The organism is Streptomyces sp. NBC_00691 (assembly GCF_036226665.1).
Lineage (GTDB): Bacteria > Actinomycetota > Actinomycetes > Streptomycetales > Streptomycetaceae > Streptomyces.
In genome coordinates this window covers 6,823,769-6,847,463 of sequence record NZ_CP109007.1, presented here as the reverse complement: position 1 = coordinate 6,847,463, position 23,695 = coordinate 6,823,769, and the positions used below count along the sequence as shown (strand labels likewise).

Here is a 23,695-nt window from a genome sequence, read left to right as displayed (position 1 = left end):
TCATCGCCGGGCATCGGCGAAGAGGCGAAGAGCGCCGCATGACGCGTCCGGGACCTCAGCGGCCGACCCCCAGGGCGGGGAGCACGGTCTCGGCGACGCGGTATGCCTCCTCCAGGAGCGGGTTCCCGGACAGGATGAAGGTGTCCACACCCAGGTCCTGGTACTCCTTGAGCCGCTCCACGACCTGGGCCGCCGAGCCGACGACCGCCGTGCCCGGCCCGGGCCGGAACAGGCTCATGCCGGGCCAGAGGTTCGGGTGGGTCTCCAGCTCGCGCGCCCTGGCCGGCACCTTGCCGCCGTGCTGGCGGAACTGGCGCTGCCAGCCCACGCCGTCCTCACCCGACCGCTCGCCGAGCTGCCGCGCGTACGTCGCCTCGCTGGTGACGTCCAGGAGGCGGTCGGCGGCCGCCCAGGCCTCGTCCTCGGTGTCGCGGACGATGAGGTGGAGACGCAGACCGATGCGGAGGGTGCGGCCGTGGGCGGCGGCCCGGGCCCGTACGTGGTCGAGCTTCTCCTTCAGCAGGTGCGGCGGCTCGCCCCAGGTCAGGTAGACGTCGACGTGCTCGGCGGCCATCTCGATCCCGGGCGCCGAGGATCCGCCGAACCAGAGGGGGACGTGCGGTTCCTGGACGGGCCGCAGGTCGCGGAAGGAGGCTCCGGCGTTCCTGAGGTCGTAGAAGCGGCCCTTGTGGTCGAAGACCTCGCCCGCCGTGAGCCGCTTGACGATCGACCAGTACTCGGCGCTCAGTTCGTACCGCTCGTCGTGCTCGACGTGGAGCCCGTACTCGCGCAGCGACGCGGTGGAGCCGTTGACCACGTTGAAGCGGAGCCGCCCGCCGAACAGGTTGTCGAAGCTCAGCGCCATCTTGGCGAGCAGGGTGGGCGCGATCAGCCCCGGGTGGACGGCGAGCAGCGGCTTGAACCGGGTGCTCGTGGAGGCCGCCAGCGCCGAGCCCAGCGGCCACACGTCGTAGAGGTCCGTGGCCAGCAACGCGCCGGTGAAGCCCAGGCGTTCGACGGTCCCGGCGAGCTGGGTGAGATAGCCGAGGTCGACGGGGCGCCGGCCCGCCGGCTCCCAGGGGTACGGGCCCTCGCGCGGGATGATGTACCAGAGGACTTCGGGTACCGAGGAGGTCATCGGGAGCCGGCCTTCCGGGGCAGGGCGTCGGCCACGCTGATCGCGCGGTCGATGAACCCGGTGCGGTGGAAGATGTCGGCCGCCCGCTGCTGCTCGGCGACGAACTCCTCGGTGACCTCCTCGATCGTCCAGGGCAGGGCACGCAGCGCGGTCTCCCAGTCGTCGACCGTGCCGCCCTGGTCGGCGGCGGCGATCTCGGCGGCCTCGCGCGGGTGCGCGGCGGCCCAGTCGTCGGACCGGCGGAGCGCCCGGGTGAGCGCCTCAACGATCTCCGGCCGCTGCTCGGCGAGGTCGCGGCGGGTGAAGAAGACGGACCGGTCGGTGATGACCTCGCCGGTGCGGATCAGGGTGCGCAGCCCGCCGGCGCGGCGGGCGGCCGCGAGTTCTGCACCCTGAGCCACCCAGGCGGTGATCGCGCCGGTGCGGAGCTGCTCCTCGCTGCCCCGGTCGGCGCGTACGGCGGTGATGTCGGTGGCGTACGAGAGGCCCGCGTCGTCCAGGGCCTTGGCGACGAGGTGGGTCTGCCAGGAGCCGACGGCCAGGTGGACGGTGCCGCCCTTGAGGTCGGCGACGGTACGGGCCGGGCTGTCCTCGGGGACGAGGAGGGCGCCGTGGTCGGGGCGGGGAGCCGAGACGGCGGTGTAGACGATGTCGTGTCCTGCGGCCTGCGCGGTGACGGGCGGGGTGGAGCCGGTGCCGCCGAAGTCGATGGTGCCGTCGGCGAGATGGGCTCCGGTGCGGACCCCGTCGGTGTACGGGTGCCAGGTCACGGTCTCGCCGAGCGCGGCGAGCTCTTCCTCCGCGTAGCCGAGACGGGAGAGGTGGTAGAGGGACGGGTTGCTGCGGTGGACACCGATGACGACGCTCATGCGGATGCTCCTTCGGGAGATGCGGGAGTGGGCCCGGGGGTGGAGGTGGCCGCCTCTCCGGGTGCGTGGACGCCCAGGTCGGCGAGGAGGCGGCGGCGCAGCGCCACGAAGGCCGGGTCGCCGGGGTCGCGGGGGCGGGGGACGGTGACGAGTTCGTCGGTGACGAGTCGGCCGTCCCGCAGGACGGCGACCCGGTCGGCGAGGCGTACGGCCTCGTCGACGTCGTGCGTCACGAGGAGCACGGCCGGGCGGTGGATCCGGCGCAACTCACCGACCAGGTCCTGCATCCGGAGCCGGGTCAGCGCGTCGAGAGCGGCGAACGGCTCGTCGAGGAGCAGGAGTTCGGGTTCCCTGACCAGGGCGCGGGCGAGTGCGACGCGCTGGGCCTCGCCGCCGGAGAGCGTGGCGGGCCAGGCGTGCGCGTGCCGTTCGAGACCGACCTCGGCGAGGGCCCGCAGCCCGGTCGCCCGGGTCGCCGCACCCCGGGGGAGGCCGACGGTCACATTGGCGAGGACCTTCTTGGAGGGGATGAGCCGGGGCTCCTGGAAGACGATCGTGCGGGCCTCGGGGACGAGAGCCTCTCCCCCGTCGGCGCCGTCGAGGGCGCCGAGGATGCGGAGCAGGGTCGTCTTGCCGCTGCCGCTCGCGCCGAGGAGGGCGAGGAACTCGCCTCGTTCCAGGTCCAGTTCGAGACCGTCGAGGACGGACCGGGTGCCGAACACGCGGCGCAGACCGCGTACCCGTACCGCCGCGGCGGGAGCCGGGGTGGACGTCGTCATCGACCTCCTCCCCCGGGTCCGGCCGTGCGCCAGGGCATGAGGACCCGCTCCAGGCCGCGGACGAGAACGTCGGCGGTGAGGCCGAGCAGACCGTAGACGAGGATGCAGACGGCGAGGATGTCGGTACGGGCGTAGCTCTGGGCCTGGGACATCAGATAGCCGATGCCTTCGGTGGCGTTGATCTCCTCGGCGGCGATGAGCGCGATGACGCTGAGGGTCATGGAGAGCCGCAGTCCGGCGAGGAGCGAGGGCAGGGCACCGGGCAGGACGACCTGGCGCACGATCGCGAGCCGGCCGAGCCCGAAGCTGCGCATGGCCTCGACGAGTTTGCGGTCGGTGTCGCGGACGCCCCCGCTGGCGGAGACGTACATCGGGAAGGTGGTAGCGACCGCGATGAGCAGGATCTTCGCGGTCTCGTTGATCCCGAACCAGACCATGAAGAGGGGGACGAGGGAGAGGAACGGGATCGTGCGGAGGGTCTGGAGCGAGGAGTCGAGCAGCTCGTCGCCGAGCCGGGTGAAGCCCGTGGTGATGCCGAGGGTGAGCCCGGCGGCGAGACCGATGACGAGTCCGGTCCCCGAGCGGGTGAGGGAGGTGGCGAGCGCGTCGGGCAGCTGCCCGTTTCCCCACAACTCAGCTATTGCGTCGACAACTTGGGCGGGCGAGGCGAGCACGTCTGGGGTGAGGACGCCGGTGGCGGAGGAGGTCCACCAGAGGGCGAGGAGCACGACCGGGCCGAGAGCGCGGATGATGAGTGAGTACGTACGGGAGCGGGGCCGGCGGACCTGGGGCCGGGGGGTGACGAGCCGGTTGGCGCCAGCGGGGTCCGCGGGAGCCTCCTTCGTCGGCGCGGGCGCCGAGGCGGGGGCAGGGGCTGCGGTGGTGGCGGTCGGGGCCGTCATGACAGCTTCTCGATGTCGAGGAGGTGGGCGGCGATGTCGACCTTGTTCGGCGTGACCTTCTGGTCGGCGTAGAACCGGGCGACCGTCTCGAAGCGCTTGATGTCCTCGGGGCGGATCGGGTCGACGGTGCCGGCCCTGCCCGTGAAGGAGATCTGGACGTCCTTGGCCTTGCCGTTGACGGCGGTGGGTCCCGCGTCAGTGAAGACGTTCAGATAGGCGGCCGGGTCCTTCTTCTCCTTCGCGCTGTTCTCGTGGAGGTAGGCGTAGAGCGCCTCGACGACCTCGGGATGCTCCTTCGCGAAGTCCGAACGGACCGCGTTGAGGCTGTAGTTGTCGGATCCGATGGCGGTGCCGTCGGCGAGGAAGTGGGCCTTGCCCGCGCCGATCTCGGCGACCGCGTAGGTGGACCAGACGGCCCAGGCGTCGACCTGGCCCGCGTTGAAGACGGCGGCGGTCTGGTCCGGGCGCAGATAGACCCGCTCGACCTCGTCGGCGGGGATGCCGGCCTTGGCGAGTGCCTTGAGGAGCAGGTACTCGCCGGTGCCGCCCTTGTTGACGGCGACCTTTCGGCCGACGAGGTCCTCGACGGAGTCGATGTCCGAGCCCTCGCGGACGAGGATGCCCTCGCCGACGGGGTCGGGGGCCGTGGCGGTGAAGAAGGCGAAGCCGGGGCTCTGCGAGAGCGAGGTGATGCCGGAGGTGATGGAGCCGGTGGCGATGTCGAGCTGGTCGGCGTTCATCGCCTGGGCGGCGGGAGCGAAGGGACCGGCACTGCCGGTCCACGCCACCTCGGCGCCGACCGCGGCGAGGGCCTTGTCCAGGCTGCCGTCCTTCTTCCCGCGGGCGAGGACGCCGGAATTCCCCGGGTCCGGGATGCGGATGGTGACGGTTCCCTTCCCTCCCTTCGCCCCGCTTCCGGCTCCCGGACCGACGGCGGATTCGGCCGTGGGGCTGCCGCCGCAGGCGGTGAGAACGGAGAGGGCGGCGAGGACCGCCAGGGCGACACGAGTGATGCGCGTGGCGGGCGGGGCGACGGACGGGGTGAGAGGGGCGAGTGGGCGCATGACGGTCGTCCTTCGGGAGACTGAGGGATGGGCGGGGGCGTGGTGACGAGGCGGCCCGGTCACGGGACCGGCTGCGGCGACGTCCGCGCCGGGGCGGCGGCCGCCCGCAGGCGGGCCTGTCGCAGCGGCTCCGGATCGGCCCAGCCGCGTACGTCCACGGCCTCGGGCAGGAATCCGTGGGCTCGCAAGGCCTCCTCCTGCCGGGCCAGCAGGTCGAGACGCGTGTCGGACAGGTCCGGGTGGAGCGTGCGGTGGGTGCCGGGCCGGTAGGCCCCGGCGACGCCCTCGGCCCCCGCGCCGGTCTCGGCACCGAGGATCCGGGCCACCTCGGCCGGCTCGTCGGCGGCCCAGTCGGCGGCGCGGAGCAGGACGGCGAGGAAGCGGGTGACGAGCTCGGGATGCCCGTCCAGGAGGTCCTGGTGCACGGTGAGGGGACGGGGGGTGCCGTTGTTCACGCGGTGGGCGGGGTCCGGGAGCGCGTCCAGCTCCACGGCCACCTCGGCGCCGGCGCGACGGGCAGCCTCGACGGCGAGTGCGCCCTTCACGTACACGGCGTCGACCTCGCCCCGGCGCAGTGCGTCCAGCTCCGCGGCCCACTGGCCCCGGTGCCCGTCGGCGGGCACGTCGACGAGGCGCGCGTCGGCGAGCCCGTACCCGGCGGAGGCGAGGACGCCCTCGAAGCCGCGCAGGGCCATCGCCCGCCAGAAGTCGATGGGGACCGGGTGCCGGGGCAGGGCGAGTCGCAGCCCGCGCAGGGCGGCTGCTCCCCGCACCGGGGAACCTGGGGCGACGAGCACCACCTGACGCTCCTCGATCCACGTGAGCCCGACGAGCCGGGTCCGCTCACCGCGTGAACGGGCCCACAGCGCGGGCACGTTGCCGCCCTCTCGGAGGAGTCCGGGCAGTTCGTGGGTGAAGTGGGTGGCGCGGTCGGCGCCGGGCTCGGCGTCCTGGAGGGAACGGACGGCGATCCCGTCGGGTGCGAACTCCCGCTCCAGCCAGCCGCGATCTGCGGCGACGCCAGTGGCGGTGGGCACGGGGCAGCGGGTGAACCAGAGCGTGTCGGGCAGGGGGGCAGACGTCATGGAGGGCTTCCCGGGGTGAGGTGGGACGGCGGGGGCGGTGACCGGGCGCGACGGAGCGTCACACGACAGCCGGGGCACGCCGGAGTGAGAGTGGGGCGGTACGGGGGTGAGGCGGGGGGGTGCGGGCCCGACGGAGGTACGGGGCCGACGGAGGTGCGGGGCCGACGGAGGTGCGGGGCCGACGGAGGTGCGGGGCCGACGGAGGTGCGGGGCCGACGGAGGTGCGGGGCCGGCGCGGAATCCGGACCCGGCGGACGTGGACCGTCGCAGTACGGGACCGGCGACGGTGTGCGCCGGGAGCGGAGCCCCGGCACGGAACCCCGACCGCACGGACGCCGGACCCCGTGAGGGAGGTGGGCCCCGTCCGGGAGCGCGTCCTGTCGTGGGGCGGGAGCGCGTCCTCGCGTGGGAACGGTCCTCGCCCGGCACGGGGCATGCGCCGGGGACCGGATCTCGCGCCCGACGCCCCGTCGACCCGCCCTCCACCTCGGCGCGGCACACCGCTCGCGCGCCCTCCCGGGGAAGGGTTCAGCCGACGGCGTCAGCCCCGCGACCGGTCAGCGACAGCCGGCCCCCGCGACGCGCGCCAGGTCGATGTGGCGGCGCCGGGTGAGGACGAGCGGCGCGGGAGAGGCCGTGGGCCCACATCGCTCGGTGCGACGCTCGGCGCGTCGGTCGGTACGTCGTGCGTGCATGGCTGGCCCTGCTCCCTCCGGCTCGGCGCCGCTGTGGTGGCTTGGCCGGAACCCTGCCACGGAAGTTCCGCCGCCGACAACTCGCCTCCCACGATGTGGGATTGCGTATGAACGGCGTGTTTCCGACCTCGTCCGGGCCCTGATTCGGCTCCCGCCATATGGGAGCGTGGGAGCCCGATCACCCACGGGGAGCGAACCCTATGACGACCGAGGCCGGCATCGCCCGACCCCCGGCGGGCGCCCAGGCGGTCCGCCGCGCACTGGATGTGCTGCACTGTTTCCACGACAACGGGCCCGACCTGAGCGCCTCCGACCTCGCGCGCCGGCTCGGACTCTCCACGTCCACCGCTCACCGCCTCGCCCGGACCCTGCTGGGCGCGGGGTTCCTGGAGCAGGACGCCCGGACCGCCCGCTACCGGCTCGGCCCGGCGATGACGGAGCTGGGAAGGCTCTCGTACCACCAGCGGGGGCTGCACCTGGCCGCGCCCGAGCTGTCGGATCTCGCCGAACGGACGGGTGCCACGGCCGACTTGGCGCTGCGCAGCGGCCCGCACGTGGTGATCGTCGCGGGTGGCTCGGTGACCCCGAAGGTGGGGCTGCGCCGGCCGCTGCACTCCACGGCGCTCGGCAAGGTGCTGCTCGCCTGGCCCCGGGCGGGCGAGGCGGGACCGCGCTCCCTGCCGCCGCTGTACGCGTTCACCGAGCGGACGATCGTCGAACCTCCCGCGCTCACGGCCGAGCTGGCCCGCGTACGGGAGGCCGGGTACGCCCTCAACGACGGGGAGTCGGCCCATGGGGTGCGGACCGTGGCCGTGCCGGTTCTGGAACGGACGGGGCACGCGCGCTTCGCGCTCGCGGTGCGGGCCACACCGGAGCTGATCACCGACGCCCGGCTCGACTGGTACCTGGCGCAGGCCCGGTCCTGCGCCCGCGCACTCGAGGTGCTGCTGCTCGCCCCGGCGGAACGAAGGGAACCCGGCGAGCGGACCGGCTAGGACCTGTCGTGGATCACCGCACGAGGACGGCCGGCAACGGGTGACTGCTCGGCCCGTGGCGGGCGCCGCTCACGGGAAGGGGGCGTCGGACAGCACCCGGCGAAGTATCCGCACGGTCGTGCGTTCAGTAGGATGGGGTCATGAGCGACACCGGGACGAAGACGGACGGGCGCGTCGAGCGCGGGAACCAGACCCGGCGGCTCGTGCTCGGCCGGACCATGGACATCGCCTCGGTCGAAGGGCTCGACGGCCTCTCCCTGGGTCGGATCGCCACCGAGCTCCAGCTGAGCAAGAGCGGTGTCTTCGCCCTCTTCGGCTCGAAGGAGGAGCTGCAGCTCTCCACCGTCAGGGCCGCGGCCGCCGTCTTCGCCGAGAACGTCGTCACCCCCCTGAAGGACGTGCCGCCGGGGGCGCGGCGGGTGCGCGGGCTGTGCCGGAACTGGCTCGCGTACTCCTCGGACCGGGTCTTCGCCGGCGGCTGCTTCTTCTACGCCGTCTCGGCCGAGTTCGACGCCCGCACGGGCCCCGTCCACGACGCGGTCGCCCAGGCCCGCTGTGACTGGAACAGCTATGTGGAAAGGTCGCTGACGGAGGCTCAGGCCGTAGGCGACCTCGCCGGGGACCTGGACGCGGAGCAGCTCGCCTTCGAGGTGATCGCCCTCATGGAGGCGGCCAACGCGCAGTCCGTCCTGCTCGGCGACATGCGCGTGTACGAGCGCGCCGAGCGGGGGATCACCGCCCGGCTGCGCGCCTCGGCCACCGCGAGAGGCCTGGACGGCCTGGACGGCGTCGACGCCGATGAGCCGGACGGGACGCCGACCGCGTAGGCGGTCGTGACAACCGGCGGGGGCGAGGACGGGACCGACCGCGCCACCCCGCCTCCCGTCTCAGCCTGCGGCCACCCGCTCCCCCTCCGACGGCTCACCCGCCGGCGCCGTCAGGAACTCCACCGCCTCACCGATGACCCGCGGGTCCCGCAGGATGCGCCGGTGGCCGAGACCCCGGGTGACCACGAGCCGGGCCCGGTCGCCATGGGCGCGCACGAGCCCTCGCGAGTGGACGAGCGGCACCATGTCGTCGTCCTCGTCGTGGAACAGCAGTACGGGCGCGCCGAGTTCCTCGGGGGCCCGGTCCGATCCGAAGCGGTCCCAGATGCCGGGTTCGTCGGGCGCGACCCGCCGTTCGACGTGGTCGCGCATGCACCGGAGGACCCGGTCGTCCACACCGAGAGCGGACTGGAAGCCCTTGACCAGCAGGTCGAAGGAGCCGACACCGCCGATGCCGACGAACCGGGCCGTACGGACACCGTCGCGCAGGGCGAAGAGGGAGGCGAGGGCGCCGAAGGAGTGGGCGACGACGGCGTCGAAGTCGCCGTGCCGCGCGTGCAACTGCCGGATGATCTCGCGGTATTCGACGATGTTGCTGTCCCGCCCCGGTGATGCCCCGTGTCCTGGCACGTCGAAGGCGACGGGGCTGTAGCCGCGTTCCAGCAGCGCTTCGGCGAAGGCGCCGAGCCGCGAGGCGCGCGAGGACCAGCCGTGCACGAGCAGGACGGGCCGCCGGCCGTCGCCCCATGCATAGGTGACGACGTCCTTGCCGCGGACCTGGAGGCGCCCGGTGCGGGCGGCGGCGAGGAGCGCCTCTTCCTCGGGTTTCGGCCGCGCCCGGCCGAGCGGGCGGACGAAGAGACGGAAGGCCCAGCGGCCGGCCGCTCCGGGGGCGACGCGGGCGCTGACGTTCAGGGCGGTGCGGATGAGCGGAGCCATCGGGTACATGCCGGGATCTCCTCGGTCGTCCTGTGGGTTCTGCTTCCTCGGGAAAATGCTAGCACGATCGTTCGTGTTGTTTTAGAGTCGAAGAGAGGGCGGACCGGCACCCACCCGGAGGCACCGGTCCGCCCTCACCTCACCTCGGTCCACCGATGTCACCTCGGCCCGGCGGGGCACCTCAGCCCGGCGTGCCGTCCCGGTCCCGCGCGCCGGCTCCGCCCGACGTGTCGGCTCACTCCGACGGGCCCTCGGTGTCCTTCGGCTCCTTCTTCGCCCGGCTCGGCTGCACGCGTTTCGGCTCGCCCGGCATCTTCGGATACTCCGGCGGGTACGGCAGGTCCCCGAGGCCGTGTTCCGCCTCGTCCCGTCGCGCCAGTTCGAGCAGGGACTCCAGGCTGAACCGTTCGTCGTCCATGTCGGCGTGGACATCACCCACCTCGGCGTACCGGACCGGCATCGTCCTGATGTCGAAGTCCCTCGGCACGGCGTCGTCGACCTCCTCCCACCGCAGCGGCGCCGACACGGGCGCGTGCGGCCGCGGGCGTACGGAGTAGGCGGAGGCGATCGTGCGGTCCCGGGCCGTCTGGTTGTAGTCGACGAAGATCCGCTCGCCGCGCTCCTCCTTCCACCACCTGATGGTGACCTGGTCCGGCATGCGCCGCTCCAGCTCCCGCCCGCAGGCGATGGCCGCGCGCCTGACCTGGGTGAACGTCCAGTTCGGCAGGATCGGCACGAAGACGTGGATGCCTCGCCCGCCGGAGGTCTTCGGCCAGCCGCGCAGCCCGTGCTCGTCGAGGACGGCGCGCAGTTCGTGGGCGGCCCGGACGGCGTCCGCGTAGTCCGTGCCGGGCTGGGGGTCGAGGTCGATGCGGAGTTCGTCGGGGTGGTCGGTGTCGTCCCGGCGTACCGGCCAGGGATGGAAGGTGACGGCGCCGAGGTTGGCGGCCCAGAGCACGGCCGCCGGTTCGGCGGGGCACATCTCGTCGGCCGAGCGGCCGCTGGGGAAGGTGATGTGGGCGGTCGGGATCCAGTCGGGGAGGTACTTCGGCGCGCGCTTCTGGAAGAACGACTCGCCGGTCACCCCGTCGGGGTAGCGCTCCAGGGTGGTGGGCCGGTCGCGCAGGGCGCGGGTGATGCCGTCGCCGACGGCCAGGTAGTAACTGACCATGTCGAGCTTGGTGTAGCCGGGTTCAGGGAAGTACACCTTGTCCGGATTGGACACGCGTACGGTCCGGTCGCCGACTTCCAGTTCCACCGCTGCCGCCTTGCCTGCCATGCCGGTCAGCCTAGGGCTCGCCGACAAGTCCCGCATACCGGACAATCGTCTTATGGATCTTCCGGTGATGCCGCCCGTGAAACCGATGCTCGCCAAGTCGGTGAAGCGGATCCCGCCCGGGATGCAGTACGAGGCGAAGTGGGACGGCTTCCGCGCGATCGTGCACCGCGACGGCCCGGAGCTCGTCATCGGCAGTCGCACCGGCAAGCCGCTCACCCGATACTTCCCCGAGCTGGTCGAGGCGCTCGCCGCCCGGCTGCCGGAGCGCTGCGTGGTCGACGGCGAGATCGTCATCGAGCACGGCGGCCACCTCGACTTCGACCGGCTCAGCGAGCGGATCCACCCGGCCGACTCCCGGGTCCGCATGCTCGCCGAGACGACTCCTGCACTGTTCGTCGCCTTCGATCTGCTGGCCCTCGGGGACGAGTCGCTGCTCGACGCCCCGCTGAGCGGGCGCCGGGAGGCCCTGGAGCGCATGCTCTCCGGCGTGGACGCGCCGCTGCATCTGGCGCCGGCGACCCGGGACGCGGAACTCGCCGCCCGGTGGTTCGAGCAGTACGAGGGCGCGGGCCTCGACGGGGTGATCGCCAAACCGCTCGACCTGCCGTACCGGCCGGACGCCCGGCTCATGTACAAGATCAAGCACGAGCGGACGGCGGATGTCGTGGTCGCCGGCTACCGCTTCCACAAGAGCGGACCGATCGTCGGATCGCTGCTGCTCGGCCTGCACGACGACAAGGGCGCCCTCCAGCACGTCGGCGTGTGCGCGGCGTTCACCGCGCGGCGCCGGGCCGAGCTGATCGAGGAGCTCGAACCGCTCCGGATGGACCCGCCGGACGGGCACCCCTGGGCCGCCTGGGCGGAGGAGGCGGCACACGCGGGAGCGCGACTGCCGGGGGCGCCGAGCCGCTGGTCGGGGAAGAAGGACCTGTCCTGGGTGGCGCTGCGGCCCGAGCGGGTCTGCGAGGTGGGTTACGACCACATGGAGGGCGACCGCTTCCGGCACACGGCGCAGTTCAAGCGGTGGCGCCCGGACCGGACGCCGGAGTCCTGCGGGTACGGACAGCTGGACGAGCCCGTGTCGTACGACCTGTCCGAGATCCTGACGTAGTGTCCGGACGATGTCCGGAAGACGCCGATCCGGCGAGTGAGATGCTTCACATTCGGCGAGCGCTCCACCGCCCCCGACCGGCCCCCGTCGGCCATGCGTTCGCCGTACGTGCGGACGATACGCAGGGACGGTGAACAATCCCGCGCCGGCCACCCGGCCCCGTACCTGCGAGAACGTCTCCGGCCGGGCCCGGCGGGCGGACCCGCTCCCCCGACCGGGCTCCCAGGCGACCCTCCGGAGCGCCGCCGCGTCGTTTCCCCACCGCGACACCGCCGTGCCTGAACCCGTACGGGGATCCGGTACGTATGGAGTGCAGACCCTTCCGTACGCTTCCCGGACCCACTAGGACTGACCCGTGATCACCTCGCCCTCGCGCCTCGTACCCGTCCCGATCCCCGACCGTGTGGCCGCGCTGATCGGCTCCTGCCTGCCGCTGCACGTCCTCCAGGCCGAGATGGACGCGGACTGCGCCGCGCGCGAGGTGTACCGCTTCCGCGGACCGCTCTGCGCGGAGGACCGGGCGGACCGGGAGCACGCCCTCGCCGCGCTCGCCCGGGCCAACAAGATCCTCGCCAAGCACCACCCGAAGCTGCCGGTCACGCGCTGACGGAACCGGCCGGACCCGGCCCCTCCGGTCCGCCCGTTCGGCCGTCCCCCGCATGCACCCGGTCGGGGCCGATGTGACGCTGCGAGAGTGACCACGACCAGCGACGCAGCGCCCGCGCCCCCGGCCGCCACCGAGCCACCCGTGCTCGACCGCCGCCGCCGCAACATCGTCTTCGGCACGATCATGCTGGGTGTCCTCCTCGCCGCGCTCGACCAGACGATCGTCGGCACCGCCCTGCCCACGATCGTCTCGGACCTCGGCGGCGCCGCCCACATGTCGTGGGTGGTCACCGCCTACCTGCTCGCCGAGACGGTCGCGACCGTCCTCGTCGGCAAGTTCGGAGATCTCTTCGGCCGCAAGGTGATCTTCCAGATCTCGGCGATCGTCTTCATCACCGGCTCGTTCCTCTGCGGACTCGCCACCAACATGACGCTGCTGATCGTCTGGCGCGGCCTCCAGGGCATCGGTGCGGGCGGCCTGATGGTCACCTCCATGGCGCTCATCGCCGATGTGATCCCGCTGCGCGAACGCGGCAAGTACCAGGGCGCCATCGGGGCCGTGTTCGGCGTCTCCACCGTCATCGGCCCGCTGCTCGGCGGTCTGTTCACCGACCATCTCACCTGGCGCTGGGCGTTCTACGTCAACGTGCCCATCGCGATCCTGGTCGTGATCGCCGCCGCCCGCACGATCCCCTCCGTGCGCTCGGCGAGCAAGCCGGTCATCGACTACGCCGGCATCGCGCTGGTCGCCGCCGGAGCCAGCGCCCTGATCCTGGCGACCAGTTGGGGCGGCAACGAGTACGCCTGGACGTCCGGCGTCATCATCGGTCTGTTCGCCGGCGGTGTCATCGCGCTCGGACTGTTCTGCTGGGTGGAGACGCGCGCGGCGGAACCCATGCTGCCCATGAGGCTGTTCGCCAATCCGGTCTTCACCGTCTGTTCGGTGCTGAGCTTCGTCGTCGGCTTCGCCATGCTCGGCGCGATGACCTTCCTGCCGACGTACCTCCAGTACGTGGACGGGGACTCGGCGACCGTCTCCGGCATCCGTACGCTCCCCATGGTCGTCGGTCTGCTCATCGCGTCCGTCTTCTCCGGCAACGTGGTCAGCAAGACGGGCCACTACCGGAGCTTCCCGATCGTCGGCTGCCTGGTGATGGGCCTCGGCCTCTATCTCCTGTCGCTGATGGAACCGGGGACCAGCACCTGGCTCGCGTCGCTGTACATGTTCGTGCTCGGCGTCGGCATCGGCCTGTGCATGCAGGTCCTCACCATCGCCGTGCAGAACACCGTCGACTACGCCGACCTCGGCACCGCCACCTCCGGCGTCACCTTCTTCCGGACGCTCGGCAGCTCCTTCGGCACCGCCGTCTTCGGCACGATCTACGTCAATTCCCTCACGCCCAACCTCAAGGCGGGCGTCGGGGAGGCCGCGGCCGTCGCGGGGAGCCTGGGCCTCGACCCGTCGGGGGTCGCGCAGGCGGCACAGAGCCCCGACGGCGTGCACGGCCTGCCGGAACAGGTGGCGGAACCCATCGTCAACGCCTACGCCGACACCCTCCACACCGTCTTCCTCTGGACGGTGCCGGTCGCCGCCATCGGCTTCTTCGTCGCGCTCTTCCTCAAGCAGGTGACGCTCCGCGACTCGGCGCGCGCCGCCGCACCCGACATGGGTGAGGGCTTCTCCGCGCCCACCTCGTCGGGCGACTCCGCGCAGCACCTGGAACTGGCCGTGGGCCGGATCATGCGCCGCATCGACCTCGCCACCGCACGGCGGATCCTCGACGCCTCCGACACCCGGCTCGACACCGCCGGCGCGTGGGCGGTGATGCAGGTCGAGCTCTACACACGGACCGTCGGCCACGCGAGCCTGGGACTGATCTCGGCGGGGCGGCGGGTCCCGCCCGAGGTGCTGCTGCCGGTCTTCGAACGCATGGTCGACGAGGGCTTCCTGACCCGCGACGGCCATCTGCTCTCGCACACCCCGGCGGGCAAGCGCGAGGCGGACGTCATCACGCACGCGTGGGGCGACTGGCTGTCCGACCGCGTCGAGCAGGAGAGCGGTCGGCCGAGCGGACCCGAACTGCGGGTGGCGACGGACGCCATCGCCAAGAAGGTCGTCGCGGAGGACCTGGCGAACGGCCTCCCCGACCGGTCCCTCGCCGACGACGGCGGCCGCGCCCTCAGCCGGACGACGAGCGGCTGACCCGGGGACCCGGCGGGGGCCGGGGACCCGGCGGGGGCCGGGGACCCGGCGCAGCCGATCCGGCCCCGCGGGCACGCCCGGCCGGCTTCCGCTCCGCTCTACTCGTCGACGTCACCGTCCACGTACACCCAGGCCCCCTCGTGCCGGGCGAAACGGCTCCGCTCGTGCAGCTCCCCCGGCTCGCCGCCGTGGACGTAGCGCGCGGTGAAGGTGACGGTGCCGTGCTGGTGGAAGGCGGTGCCGGCGGTGGCCGACTCGATCTCCAGGCCGGTCCAGCGCATCCCCGGGTCGAAGTCGACGTCTGCGGGCCGGGTCTCCGGCGCCCAGCTGCGCAGCAGATAGGCCTCGTCGCGGACGACGAAGGCGCTGTAGCGGGAGCGCATGAGCAGCTCGGCGGTGGGCGCGCCGCCGCCGGTCCCCGTGTGGAACCGGCCGCAGCACGTGCCGTACGAGGCGCCGAGACCGCACGGGCAGGGTGACTCCGGAGTCACGGCGGGCGCGGCCGGGCGGGCCGGGGACGTACGGGGGCGGGTCTTGCGTCGGGACATGCCGCCATTGTCCCCCACCGGACACGCGACGCCGGTGCCGCCCGCCCGGGAGCCTTCGGCGGAGAGGGCGCCCGGCATGTGGACGGCCGTGTGGACGCCGGGGTCCGATCCCGCTGTTCAGAGGGGGCGTCCGAGTAGCGTACGAGCATGAAACTGACGATTCTCGGAGGCGGCGGGTTCCGGGTGCCGCTGGTGTACGGCGCTCTCCTCGGAGACCACGCCGAGGGGCGGGTCACCCACGTCACCCTGTACGACCTCGACGAAGGGCGGCTCTCGGCCATCGCCAGGGTCCTGGCGGAGCAGGGCGAGGGGGTGCCGGACGCGCCCGGTGTCACGGCGACGACGGATCTCGACGAGGCGCTGCGCGGGGCCGACTTCGTGTTCTCCGCGATCCGCGTCGGCGGTCTGGAGGGCCGGGCCGCGGACGAGCGGATCGCACTCGCCGAGGGCGTGCTCGGCCAGGAGACGGTGGGCGCCGGCGGCATCGCGTACGGGCTGCGGACCGTGCCCGTCGCCGTGCACATCGCCCGCAGGATCGCCGCGCTCGCCCCGGACGCGTGGGTCATCAACTTCACCAACCCGGCGGGCCTGGTCACGGAGGCGATGGCACGGATCCTCGGCGACCGCGTCGTCGGCATCTGCGACTCCCCCGTGGGCCTGGGCCGCCGGGTCGCCCGCGTCCTGGGCGCCGACCCTGACACGGCGTGGATCGACTACGTGGGGCTCAACCACCTGGGCTGGCTGCGGGGGCTGCGGATCGACGGCCGGGACGAGCTGCCGCGGCTGCTCGCCGACGAGGAGGCGCTCGGCTCCTTCGAGGAGGGCAGGCTCTTCGGCCCTGAGTGGCTGCGCTCGCTGGGCGCGATCCCCAACGAGTACCTGCACTACTACTACTTCAACCGGGAGGCCGTGCACGCCTACCGTTCGGCCGAGCGGACGCGCGGCGCGTATCTCCGCGACCAACAGGGCTCCTTCTACCAGGAGATGGGCAAGCCCGACACCCCGGCCCTCGCGGCCTGGCACCGCACGCTCGCCGACCGGGAGGCCACCTACATGGCGGCCAACCGGGAGGCCGCCGGGATCGGGGAGCGCGACGAGGAGGACCTGGAGTCGGGCGGCTACGAGAAGGTGGCGCTGGCTCTCATGCGGGCCGTCGCGCGGGGCGAGCGGGCCACGCTCATCCTCAACGTCCGCAACGGCACGACCCTCGCCGCGCTCGACGCGGACGCGGTGATCGAGGTTCCGTGCTTCGTCGACGCGAACGGTGCCCATCCGGTGTCGGTGTCCCCGCTGCCGTACCACGCGGTCGGCCTGGTGACGGCCGTGAAGGCGGTGGAGCGTGAGGTCCTCGCGGCGGCGGAGAGCGGTTCGCGGTCGACCGCGGTGAAGGCCTTCGCCCTTCATCCGCTGGTCGACTCGGTGACGGTGGCCCGCCGACTGGTGGAGGGCTACACGGCGGAGCACGCGGGCCTGGCGTACCTACGGCACTGACACGGCGGCCGACACCGGCGAAACCGTCGCGAAGGCATACGGCCGACGAACAGCTTTACGCGAACGGGGGTGCGCCCTAGGCTCGCGCCCCATGACCTCACAGCGCACGGGAGTTCGACGAGAGGTGGCCCGCGTCGTCGCGGTCTGCCTGCTGGCCGCCGGTCTGGTGGGAACCGTGCCGGCGGCCGCCGGGACACCGACGCCCGGCGAGGGTCCCGCCGTCGTCCCCGTGCAGACCACCGGACCCGCGGACCGGCGGTTCAACCTGGTCTTCATGGGCGACGGCTACACCGCGGCGGAGATGCCGGCGTTCCGCGCGGACCTCGACCGGCACCTGAACACCCTGTGGAGCATCGAGCCGTTCGCCTCCTACCGTTCGTACATCAACGTCTGGGCGGTGGAGGCCCCTTCGGCCGAGTCGGGGGTGGACTGCGACCCCGGCCTGGACGCCCCCGCCCGCGACACGGCGCTCGACATGGGGTTCTGGGGCGGCTGCGATCCGGAGAGCGTGCGGCGGCTGCTGACCGTCGACAGCCGCAAGGCCGCCGCGCTCGCCGATCTCGTCCCGGGCACGAGCGGCGCCAACCGGCAGATCGTCGCCCTCGCCCACAGCTCCACCTACGGCGGCGCGGGCGGCGGCTACGCCACCGCCTCCGGCGGCAACGCGCTCTCGTCCCTCATCACCCCGCACGAGATAGGTCATTCGCTCGGCGGCCTCCAGGACGAGTACGACTACTACGCGCGCGGCGTGCCGGGCGGGACGTACTCCGGCCCGGAGCCCTCCTCCACCCACCACACCCTCCTGACCGAGCGCGAGATGCGTGATCAGCGGGCCAAATGGTGGCGCTGGCTCGGCGAGGAGAGCGAGTCGGGCGGCGTCATCGGCCGTCACGAGGGCGGCATGTACAGCACGAAGGGCGTCTGGCGCCCCAGCCGTCACTCCCTGATGAAGACCCTCGGTTACGCCTTCGACCAGGTGGAGCGCGAGGTGATGGTCCGGGCGATCTCCGCCAAGGTGAACCTGGTCCAGGACCACACGCCGAACACCGCACCCGTCGGGGCGGACCGGACGGTGTGGGTCGACACCCTTCACCCGGTGGGCGGCGCGCTCACCGTGACCTGGCGCCTGGACGGGCGGACCCTGCCCGCCCGCGGCGCGCGCACCGTCGATCTGCGCACCCTGCGCCTCTCCCCCGGGACGCACACGCTCACGGCGACCGTCACCGATCCGACGCCCTTCGTCCGCGACCCGGCGGTCCGCGCCTCGGCGGCGCTCACCCGGACCGTCGGCTGGACGGTGGACCCGGCCCTCACCACCGTGCGCGACGGGACCGGGGCCGCGTTCACCGGCCACACCCCCCTCGGCGCGCCCGTCGGCGCCCGCTCGGTCGTCCACGCGGACACCACCCACGCGGTGGACCGGACTCCGGCCGTACGCTGGCGTCTTGACGGCCGGCCCGTCGCGACCGGCGCCAACGACCGTGACCTGGACCTGCGTTCGGTCACGATGGCCACGGGCAGCCACACTCTCACGGCCCGTATCGCGGGCACGGACGAGGAGTTGAGCTGGACCGTGGACGCCCGCCCGGCGACGGCCTCGTACGAACTCTCGGAACCGCTGCGTACGGTGGGGCGGCACGGCCGGCCCGTGGAGTACGTGTACGACGGGCCGTTCACCCTGCGGCTGACCGCGCGGGACGACCAGCAGGGCGCGGTGGTGAGCCAGTTCCGGGTCGACGGCGACGGCTGGTACACGTACTACGGCTGGCCGACGGACGCGGACGCTCCGTTCCGCTTCTCGCCGGCCGGCACGGTGATCGACGACCTCGTGTACGGGAAGCTGGGGCGGAGCCGTGCGGTGCCCTGGGACGACGCGACCCCCGACCACGGCACCCACAGGATCGAGTACCGCACGATCGACGCGGCCGGCAACACCGGCCGGACCGGCGAGTTCCTCGTGACGCTGGTGAAGCCGTAGCACCGCGCACACCACACCGGGGAGAGCCCGCAACGGGAGGAGGCCCCGCCGACCATGTCGGCGGGGCCTCCTCCCGTACGGTCCGGCCAGTGCCGGCCGGTCAGAGCTTGCGGGCCACCGCGGCCCATCCCGGGATGGGCTCGTCGCCCGGTACCGGGACCGGCTCGCCCAGCTCCGGGTGCCATTCGGCGGTGAGCGAGACGCCGGGCTCGACGAACTCCATGCCGTCGAAGAACGCGGCGAGCTCGTCCCGCGAGCGCGGCCGCAGGGTCAGCCCGCGCGCCTTGTACATGGCGACCGCCTCCGCCGCGCCCTCGGGGTTGAAGTCCCCGGTGACATGCGAGAGCACCAGGTAGCTGCCCGGCGCGAGCTGGTCCACGAGCTTGCCGACCAGGTCGTACGCGTTGTCCTCGTCCCCCACGAAGTGCAGGAGGGCGAGCATCGACAGCGCGATGGGCTGATCGAAATCAAGGACCTTTCCGGCCCTTTCGAGGATGATCTCGGGTTCGCGGGCGTCCGCCTGGATGTACTCGGTGGCCCCCTGTGGGGTCGAGCGCAGCAGGGCGGCCGCGTGCGCGAGCACGATCGGGTCGTTGTCGCAGTAGACGATGCGGGACTCCGGCGCGGCCTGCTGCGCGATCTGGTGCAGGTTCGGCTCGGTCGGGATGCCCGTACCGATGTCCAGGTACTGGCGGACGCCGTGGGCGCTGAGCCAGCGGATGGCGCGGTGCATGAAGGCCCGGTTGACCCGGGCCATGTCCCGGCCGCGGGCGTCGACGGTGAGCAGCTGGCGTGCCATCGCCTCGTCGACCGGGTAATTGTCCTTGCCGCCCAGGAACCAGTCGTACATGCGCGCCGGATGCGGCGTGCTGGTGTCGATCCGTATCTCACCGCGCGTGGATGCGGGGTCCTGGGTCATCGGCGCTCCTGGTCGGGATGAACGAGTGGCACTACAACAAGAGTTACGCGACGGTAGGGGTGGGACGGAAGGGGTCAGGTGAGCAGAAAGTCAGCCTGACCGGATTTGGCCCCCTGGATGAAAGCTGCGATCTCTCCGTGGGTGTAGATGAGCGCTGGTCCTTCAGGGTCTGCGGACTGTCGCACGGCGACTCTGCCGTCGGCCAGCTTCATGGCCTCCACGCAGTTGCCCCCGTTCCCGCCGCTCCACGGCTTGTGCCAGCCCTCGGCACCGAGCTCAGCGGCGGGCATGCCGTTGTATATGCGATCCATTCACAGCTCCTTGCGGAGATTCCGGAGAATCTCCTTCGTGCGTTGTGCAGTCGCGGCCTGAGCCGCCATGCGGTCCATGACCTCCAGGTGGGATGCCACCTCGGGGCGCGCGTCGAGATAGACGGCGCCGGTCAGGTACTCGCTGTAGACCATGTCCGGCAGTTCGGGCATGGCGAAGCGGAAAAGGACGAACGGTCCGTAGGTGCCGGGATGGTGGCCGGACGCGAACTCCGCGATCTGCAGGGTGACGTTCGGCAGCTCCGACGCTTCGAGCAGCCGGTCGAGCTGGTCGCGCATCACTTCGGGCCCGGCGCCGACCGGTCGGCGGAACACCGTCTCGTCCATGATCACCCAGAACTTCGGGGCGTCCTCCCTGGTCAGCAGGGACTGGCGCTCCATCCGTAGGGCTACATGCCGCTCGGCGTCCTCGTCCTTGGCGGCGTCGCTGCCGCCACCGACCGCCCCGCTGCGCAGAATGGCGCGGGCGTACTCCTCGGTCTGGAGCAGACCGGGGACGAACTGGGGCTCGTACGCCCGGATGAGGCTGGCCGCCCCCTCCAGGCTCACGTACATGGAGAACCAGCCGGGCAGCACGTCGTGGAACCGCTGCCACCAGCCGGGGAGGTTGGCCTCCTCCGCGAGGGCGATGAATCCCTCGGCCTCGGAGTCCGTGATCCCGTACTCCCGCAAGAGGAGCTGCACGTACGGAATCTTCAGTGCGACTTCGGCGGTCTCCATCCGCCGGACGGTGGCCGGGGCCACCCGGAGGATCTTCGCGGCCTCTTCCCTCTTCAGGCCGGCCCGCTCCCGCAGATCCTGCAGGCGCCTGCCGAGAACGACCTGTCCCACCGTGGGGGCGGACCGCGGCTCGCTCACTCTCAGACCTCCCCGACGCACTGTTTTCGACGAGTGTGACACGAAGCCGGGCCAGAGAGAACACAGCACTCTGGAATTTTCAGAGTGCCACTTGCCAAGTGTCCGAGTCAGGAGGACAGTGTTCCGGTGTGAACCAGTACACGCTGCCGCCGTGCGCCACCGCGCCACGGCGACAGCGCCGTACGGCACTCCTGCCCCTTGTTGTGAGGAACCGGTCGTGGCTTCTGGTAACGCGCAGCCTTCAGGTCTCATGAGTCCCCGAGTCATGGCCCAGCGCCCGCAGCCCCAGACCGATACCGATGGCGTCCGCCGCTTCGCCTACGAGCTCCCCGCCCTCACGTCGTCGGTCGCACGCGCCCGCCGGCTCGCGGAGGAACGGCTGATTCTGTGGGGCTGCGGCCCCGACATCCGCGACACCGTGGCCCTGGTCGTCTCCGAGCTCGTCACCAACGCCGTCGTCCACACCGCCAGCGACCGCTTCATATGCGAGCTCCGCGAGGGCGAGGACACCCTGCGGATAGCCGTGCGCGACGAGGGCGGCCCGGCGGACCCCCGGATACGCGACTGCGGCGAGGACGAACGCGGCCGAGGACTCCTCATCGTCGACGCCCTGTGCACCGCCTGGGGCGCCGACCGCACCGGACACGGAACGGCCCAGGTCGTCTGGGCGGAACTGGCCCACGGCATGGGGGAAACGTGCTGAGGTCGATGGCCACCCGCATGATCCCGCTGCTCCCCGGAACCCGCAGGTCCCCCACCGGCGAACGCATGCCGGAACCCCGCCGCTCCGCGGAACTCCGCCCCGGCTCCCGAGGCGCCATCGGCTCCGTCCACCTCCGCGAGCTGGCCGCCACCCGCCTCGCCGTCCCCGTCGGACTGCACACCGGCCTCGGCTGCGACGCCGTCGGCGTCCCCGCCCGCTTCGGCTTCAAGATCCTCTCCCGCCTCCCCGCCAAGGGCTGCGTCTACGCGGACTCCGACTGGTGGTGGTGGCTGGTCCCCGCCGGCTCCGACCACGATGTCACCTGGCCGCTGCCCGCCTGCTACGCGCGCGGCGCCGAGATCCCGGACCGCCGGCCGCGCCTCATCCACCACCCCGACGGCACCTCCCCCTACACCCCGCCGATCCCCCTCTACCTGCTGGTCTGCCAGCTGACGGGCATCGCACCGTCCTGGGCGGGACCACCGGTGAGCAGCGCTCTCTGACGCACGCGGCGACGCCGCCCCGCGGGGGCGCACGCGGCGAGCCGCGCCGGCATCGCCATGACCCGGCGCACGGAATGTCACCCGGCGCATACGGTTCCACCCGGCGGACACGCTCTCACCCGACGTACGCGGCGCCCCCGGCGAACACGACCGGTGACGGCACAAGGCGGGGAGAACCCCGCCCCGCGTGCCCCCTGAACGCATAGGGTCGGGGACATGTTCACCCCGCAGGGTCCCAGCCTCCGCGAGCTGACCGTCCAGGCCCTCTCCTCCGTCGAGCACGGCTACGACCTGCTCGCGAACAAGTTCGACGCGACACCGTTCCGCACCTCGGAACGCCTCCTGACAGCGGTGACCCGCAGCCTGGAGACCCTCGGCCCCTTCGACTCCGGCCTCGACGTCTGCTGCGGCACCGGCGCCGGACTGGGCGTCCTCCGCTCGGTCTGCGCGGGCCCCGTCACCGGCGTCGACTTCAGTACGGGCATGCTGACCCGGGCCCGCGAGGCCCACCCCACGGCCGGCCTGGTCCGCGCCGACGCCCTGGCCCTGCCTTTCGCCCCGGCCTTCGACCTGGCGGTCAGCTTCGGCGCCTTCGGCCACTTCCTGCCGGACGAGCAGCGCACCCTGTTCGCCCAGGTCCACGCCTCCCTGCGCCCCGGCGGCACCTTCGCCTTCCCCATCGGCGCCCCGCCCCCGGTCGGCTCCCGCCTCTACTGGATCCTGTGGGGCTTCGACGCCACGATGCGCGTCCGCAACGCTGTCTGGCGCCCGCCGTTCGTCATGTACTACCGCACCTTCCGCCTCGGCGACGTCCGTGCCCGCCTGGAGGACGCGGGCTTCGAGGTCTCCTTCCTGTCCGTCGACGCCCTGGGCACCCGCGAGGACGGAAGCCCGCGGTGCCGCCTGGTCGTGGCGCGCAAGAGGTAGGACCGGGAGGCCGCGGTGACGGCGGCGGTGCGGGAGGAGAAGGGCGGTGGGGTGGACGGCCCGGACGACCGGGCCGGGTCGTCCGATGACGACGGACCCGGTGACGGTGGGGTGCTCGACGGGCCGGAGGGCGGACCCGTGGGTGGTGGGCGGTCGTCCGGCGGCATCGGTCCGGACGTTCGTTCTCCGGCCATGTCGTGCCTCCACCGCTCGCACGGCGGCGCGGGCCGCCGTGCGGTTCAGACCTTCTTGACCACGCCGGACTTGAGCTGCATGGCGCCGAAGCCGTCGATCCTGCAGTCGATGTCGTGTCCGTCGACGCCGTCGACCAGGCGGATGTTGCGCACCTTGGTGCCCGCCTTGATCCCGGAGGGGTTGCCCTTGACCTTGAGGGCCTTGACGACGGTCACCGTGTCGCCGTCGGTCAGCACATTGCCGACGGCGTCCTTGATCACGCGTTCCCCGCCCGCCTCCGCACCGGCGGCGCCGCTCGCGCCGTCGGCCGCCGGCACCCACTCGTGTCCGCACTCGGGGCACACCACCAGATCGTTCATCTCGTAGGTGTACTCGCCGGAGCACTGGGGGCAGGCGGGAAGGTTCTCGATCACTCCCCCAGGATAGGCGGCCGTTCCCCCTCCCGCCCGGGCCGCCGCAGGCGCCGCGTACCACGCGAAAAGCCGGTCGATACGAGATCGACCGGCCTTTCCACTGGTGTCCGAGGGGGGACTTGAACCCCCACGCCCGATAAAGGGCACTAGCACCTCAAGCTAGCGCGTCTGCCATTCCGCCACCCGGACAAGGTGTCTGCCGCAGCGGGGTTTCCCTCGCGGCGACAGATGTAACTCTACCAGGGGTTCCAGGTGGGTTTCACCAGCGTTTTCCGTGGTCAGTGGGGTGAAGCCAGCCCCCGGTCCTTGATCAAGTCCGGGATCGCCCGCCCGCGCGCA

General features: G+C 72.4%; 24 protein-coding genes and 1 tRNA gene. 10 read left to right on the top strand and 15 right to left on the bottom strand.

Annotation, left to right across the window (positions count from 1 at the left end; all coding sequences use genetic code 11):
- Positions 1-55: 55 nt before the first annotated feature.
- The 7 genes from OG392_RS30730 to OG392_RS30700 form a co-directional block, all read right to left on the bottom strand.
- Positions 56-1,138 carry an LLM class flavin-dependent oxidoreductase gene (locus tag OG392_RS30730; RefSeq protein ID WP_329284829.1) on the bottom strand — a complete coding sequence of 361 codons (1,083 nt, stop codon included), beginning with the start codon at positions 1,136-1,138 and terminating at the stop codon, positions 56-58.
- A complete protein-coding gene (locus OG392_RS30725) occupies positions 1,135-2,007 on the bottom strand; it encodes an ABC transporter substrate-binding protein (RefSeq protein ID WP_329284827.1) in 873 nt (290 codons plus the stop codon). The genes OG392_RS30730 and OG392_RS30725 overlap by 4 nt, the downstream gene beginning before the upstream one ends.
- The gene (locus OG392_RS30720) at positions 2,004-2,786 is read right to left on the bottom strand and encodes an ABC transporter ATP-binding protein (RefSeq protein ID WP_329284826.1); all 783 of its coding nucleotides are present in this window, start codon (positions 2,784-2,786) and stop codon (positions 2,004-2,006) included. The genes OG392_RS30725 and OG392_RS30720 overlap by 4 nt, the downstream gene beginning before the upstream one ends.
- Positions 2,783-3,688 (bottom strand): ABC transporter permease, encoded by a 906-nt coding sequence (locus OG392_RS30715; RefSeq protein ID WP_329284825.1) that lies wholly within the window; start codon positions 3,686-3,688, stop codon positions 2,783-2,785. Before OG392_RS30715 ends, OG392_RS30720 begins: the two co-directional genes overlap by 4 nt.
- Complete coding sequence (locus OG392_RS30710; protein ID WP_329284823.1) at positions 3,685-4,752, bottom strand: ABC transporter substrate-binding protein; 1,068 nt, start codon at positions 4,750-4,752, stop codon at positions 3,685-3,687. The genes OG392_RS30715 and OG392_RS30710 overlap by 4 nt, the downstream gene beginning before the upstream one ends.
- Positions 4,753-4,811: 59 nt before the next feature.
- On the bottom strand, positions 4,812-5,837 hold the full coding sequence (locus tag OG392_RS30705) for an ABC transporter substrate-binding protein (protein ID WP_329284821.1): 1,026 nt from the start codon (positions 5,835-5,837) through the stop codon (positions 4,812-4,814).
- Positions 5,838-6,394: 557 nt separating this feature from the next.
- A complete protein-coding gene (locus tag OG392_RS30700; protein WP_329284820.1) occupies positions 6,395-6,532 on the bottom strand; it encodes a putative leader peptide in 138 nt (45 codons plus the stop codon).
- Positions 6,533-6,732: 200 nt separating this feature from the next.
- Here OG392_RS30700 and OG392_RS30695 point away from each other — a divergent pair, with 200 nt between their 5' ends.
- Positions 6,733-7,527 (top strand): IclR family transcriptional regulator, encoded by a 795-nt coding sequence (locus OG392_RS30695; protein ID WP_329284818.1) that lies wholly within the window; start codon positions 6,733-6,735, stop codon positions 7,525-7,527.
- 140 nt (positions 7,528-7,667) lie between these two features.
- A complete protein-coding gene (locus OG392_RS30690; protein ID WP_329284816.1) occupies positions 7,668-8,354 on the top strand; it encodes a TetR/AcrR family transcriptional regulator in 687 nt (228 codons plus the stop codon).
- A 60-nt stretch (positions 8,355-8,414) separates the two neighbouring features.
- Here OG392_RS30690 and OG392_RS30685 read toward each other — a convergent pair whose 3' ends face one another.
- Positions 8,415-9,302 carry an alpha/beta hydrolase gene (locus OG392_RS30685; RefSeq protein WP_329284814.1) on the bottom strand — a complete coding sequence of 296 codons (888 nt, stop codon included), beginning with the start codon at positions 9,300-9,302 and terminating at the stop codon, positions 8,415-8,417.
- Between the two features lie 226 nt (positions 9,303-9,528).
- Entirely contained in the window at positions 9,529-10,572 is a 1,044-nt protein-coding gene (ligD, locus tag OG392_RS30680) for a non-homologous end-joining DNA ligase (RefSeq protein WP_329284812.1), read from the bottom strand.
- A 52-nt stretch (positions 10,573-10,624) separates the two neighbouring features.
- On the opposite strand from ligD, the gene OG392_RS30675 reads away from it, so the two are divergent.
- The 3 genes from OG392_RS30675 to OG392_RS30665 all read left to right on the top strand — a co-directional run bounded on the left by OG392_RS30675 (position 10,625) and on the right by OG392_RS30665 (position 14,492).
- Positions 10,625-11,683: an ATP-dependent DNA ligase gene (locus tag OG392_RS30675; RefSeq protein WP_329284810.1), complete on the top strand. Its 1,059-nt coding sequence runs from the start codon at positions 10,625-10,627 to the stop codon at positions 11,681-11,683.
- Between the two features lie 355 nt (positions 11,684-12,038).
- Positions 12,039-12,290: a hypothetical protein gene (locus OG392_RS30670; RefSeq protein WP_443054939.1), complete on the top strand. Its 252-nt coding sequence runs from the start codon at positions 12,039-12,041 to the stop codon at positions 12,288-12,290.
- Between the two features lie 87 nt (positions 12,291-12,377).
- Complete coding sequence (locus OG392_RS30665; protein ID WP_329284808.1) at positions 12,378-14,492, top strand: MDR family MFS transporter; 2,115 nt, start codon at positions 12,378-12,380, stop codon at positions 14,490-14,492.
- Between the two features lie 98 nt (positions 14,493-14,590).
- Here OG392_RS30665 and OG392_RS30660 read toward each other — a convergent pair whose 3' ends face one another.
- Positions 14,591-15,040 carry a YchJ family protein gene (locus tag OG392_RS30660; RefSeq protein ID WP_329284805.1) on the bottom strand — a complete coding sequence of 150 codons (450 nt, stop codon included), beginning with the start codon at positions 15,038-15,040 and terminating at the stop codon, positions 14,591-14,593.
- Between the two features lie 147 nt (positions 15,041-15,187).
- Between OG392_RS30660 and OG392_RS30655 the strand changes: the two genes are divergently transcribed.
- Together OG392_RS30655 and OG392_RS30650 are read left to right on the top strand one after the other, a co-directional pair.
- Positions 15,188-16,531 carry a 6-phospho-beta-glucosidase gene (locus OG392_RS30655; protein ID WP_329284803.1) on the top strand — a complete coding sequence of 448 codons (1,344 nt, stop codon included), beginning with the start codon at positions 15,188-15,190 and terminating at the stop codon, positions 16,529-16,531.
- A 91-nt stretch (positions 16,532-16,622) separates the two neighbouring features.
- A complete protein-coding gene (locus tag OG392_RS30650; RefSeq protein WP_329284801.1) occupies positions 16,623-18,509 on the top strand; it encodes a M64 family metallopeptidase in 1,887 nt (628 codons plus the stop codon).
- Positions 18,510-18,609: 100 nt separating this feature from the next.
- Here OG392_RS30650 and OG392_RS30645 read toward each other — a convergent pair whose 3' ends face one another.
- The 3 genes from OG392_RS30645 to OG392_RS30635 form a co-directional block, all read right to left on the bottom strand.
- Entirely contained in the window at positions 18,610-19,428 is an 819-nt protein-coding gene (locus OG392_RS30645) for an SAM-dependent methyltransferase (RefSeq protein WP_329284798.1), read from the bottom strand.
- Between the two features lie 74 nt (positions 19,429-19,502).
- The gene (locus OG392_RS30640) at positions 19,503-19,739 is read right to left on the bottom strand and encodes a DUF397 domain-containing protein (protein ID WP_015037566.1); all 237 of its coding nucleotides are present in this window, start codon (positions 19,737-19,739) and stop codon (positions 19,503-19,505) included.
- A complete protein-coding gene (locus OG392_RS30635) occupies positions 19,740-20,615 on the bottom strand; it encodes a helix-turn-helix domain-containing protein (protein WP_329284796.1) in 876 nt (291 codons plus the stop codon).
- A gap of 250 nt (positions 20,616-20,865) precedes the next feature.
- On the opposite strand from OG392_RS30635, the gene OG392_RS30630 reads away from it, so the two are divergent.
- The 3 genes from OG392_RS30630 to OG392_RS30620 all read left to right on the top strand — a co-directional run bounded on the left by OG392_RS30630 (position 20,866) and on the right by OG392_RS30620 (position 22,748).
- The gene (locus tag OG392_RS30630; RefSeq protein WP_229313524.1) at positions 20,866-21,318 is read left to right on the top strand and encodes an ATP-binding protein; all 453 of its coding nucleotides are present in this window, start codon (positions 20,866-20,868) and stop codon (positions 21,316-21,318) included.
- 5 nt (positions 21,319-21,323) lie between these two features.
- Entirely contained in the window at positions 21,324-21,821 is a 498-nt protein-coding gene (locus OG392_RS30625; protein WP_329284794.1) for a hypothetical protein, read from the top strand.
- A 216-nt stretch (positions 21,822-22,037) separates the two neighbouring features.
- Complete coding sequence (locus tag OG392_RS30620) at positions 22,038-22,748, top strand: class I SAM-dependent methyltransferase (protein WP_329284793.1); 711 nt, start codon at positions 22,038-22,040, stop codon at positions 22,746-22,748.
- A gap of 239 nt (positions 22,749-22,987) precedes the next feature.
- Here the strand turns inward: OG392_RS30620 and OG392_RS30615 are convergent, their stop codons facing one another.
- Together OG392_RS30615 and OG392_RS30610 are read right to left on the bottom strand one after the other, a co-directional pair.
- A complete protein-coding gene (locus tag OG392_RS30615; RefSeq protein WP_329284790.1) occupies positions 22,988-23,356 on the bottom strand; it encodes a zinc ribbon domain-containing protein YjdM in 369 nt (122 codons plus the stop codon).
- A gap of 101 nt (positions 23,357-23,457) precedes the next feature.
- Positions 23,458-23,545: transfer RNA gene (locus OG392_RS30610), tRNA-Leu, on the bottom strand.
- Positions 23,546-23,695: the final 150 nt, after the last annotated feature.

Coding starts and splice junctions, on each gene's coding strand:
- OG392_RS30730 (WP_329284829.1), bottom strand. CDS start 1,138: ATGACCTCCTCGGTACCCGAAGTCCTCTGGTACATCATCCCGCGCGAG.
- OG392_RS30725 (WP_329284827.1), bottom strand. CDS start 2,007: ATGAGCGTCGTCATCGGTGTCCACCGCAGCAACCCGTCCCTCTACCAC.
- OG392_RS30720 (WP_329284826.1), bottom strand. CDS start 2,786: ATGACGACGTCCACCCCGGCTCCCGCCGCGGCGGTACGGGTACGCGGT.
- OG392_RS30715 (WP_329284825.1), bottom strand. CDS start 3,688: ATGACGGCCCCGACCGCCACCACCGCAGCCCCTGCCCCCGCCTCGGCG.
- OG392_RS30710 (WP_329284823.1), bottom strand. CDS start 4,752: ATGCGCCCACTCGCCCCTCTCACCCCGTCCGTCGCCCCGCCCGCCACG.
- OG392_RS30705 (WP_329284821.1), bottom strand. CDS start 5,837: ATGACGTCTGCCCCCCTGCCCGACACGCTCTGGTTCACCCGCTGCCCC.
- OG392_RS30700 (WP_329284820.1), bottom strand. CDS start 6,532: ATGCACGCACGACGTACCGACCGACGCGCCGAGCGTCGCACCGAGCGA.
- OG392_RS30695 (WP_329284818.1), top strand. CDS start 6,733: ATGACGACCGAGGCCGGCATCGCCCGACCCCCGGCGGGCGCCCAGGCG.
- OG392_RS30690 (WP_329284816.1), top strand. CDS start 7,668: ATGAGCGACACCGGGACGAAGACGGACGGGCGCGTCGAGCGCGGGAAC.
- OG392_RS30685 (WP_329284814.1), bottom strand. CDS start 9,302: ATGTACCCGATGGCTCCGCTCATCCGCACCGCCCTGAACGTCAGCGCC.
- ligD (WP_329284812.1), bottom strand. CDS start 10,572: ATGGCAGGCAAGGCGGCAGCGGTGGAACTGGAAGTCGGCGACCGGACC.
- OG392_RS30675 (WP_329284810.1), top strand. CDS start 10,625: ATGGATCTTCCGGTGATGCCGCCCGTGAAACCGATGCTCGCCAAGTCG.
- OG392_RS30660 (WP_329284805.1), bottom strand. CDS start 15,040: ATGTCCCGACGCAAGACCCGCCCCCGTACGTCCCCGGCCCGCCCGGCC.
- OG392_RS30655 (WP_329284803.1), top strand. CDS start 15,188: ATGAAACTGACGATTCTCGGAGGCGGCGGGTTCCGGGTGCCGCTGGTG.
- OG392_RS30650 (WP_329284801.1), top strand. CDS start 16,623: ATGACCTCACAGCGCACGGGAGTTCGACGAGAGGTGGCCCGCGTCGTC.
- OG392_RS30645 (WP_329284798.1), bottom strand. CDS start 19,428: ATGACCCAGGACCCCGCATCCACGCGCGGTGAGATACGGATCGACACC.
- OG392_RS30640 (WP_015037566.1), bottom strand. CDS start 19,739: ATGGATCGCATATACAACGGCATGCCCGCCGCTGAGCTCGGTGCCGAG.
- OG392_RS30630 (WP_229313524.1), top strand. CDS start 20,866: ATGAGTCCCCGAGTCATGGCCCAGCGCCCGCAGCCCCAGACCGATACC.
- OG392_RS30625 (WP_329284794.1), top strand. CDS start 21,324: ATGGCCACCCGCATGATCCCGCTGCTCCCCGGAACCCGCAGGTCCCCC.
- OG392_RS30620 (WP_329284793.1), top strand. CDS start 22,038: ATGTTCACCCCGCAGGGTCCCAGCCTCCGCGAGCTGACCGTCCAGGCC.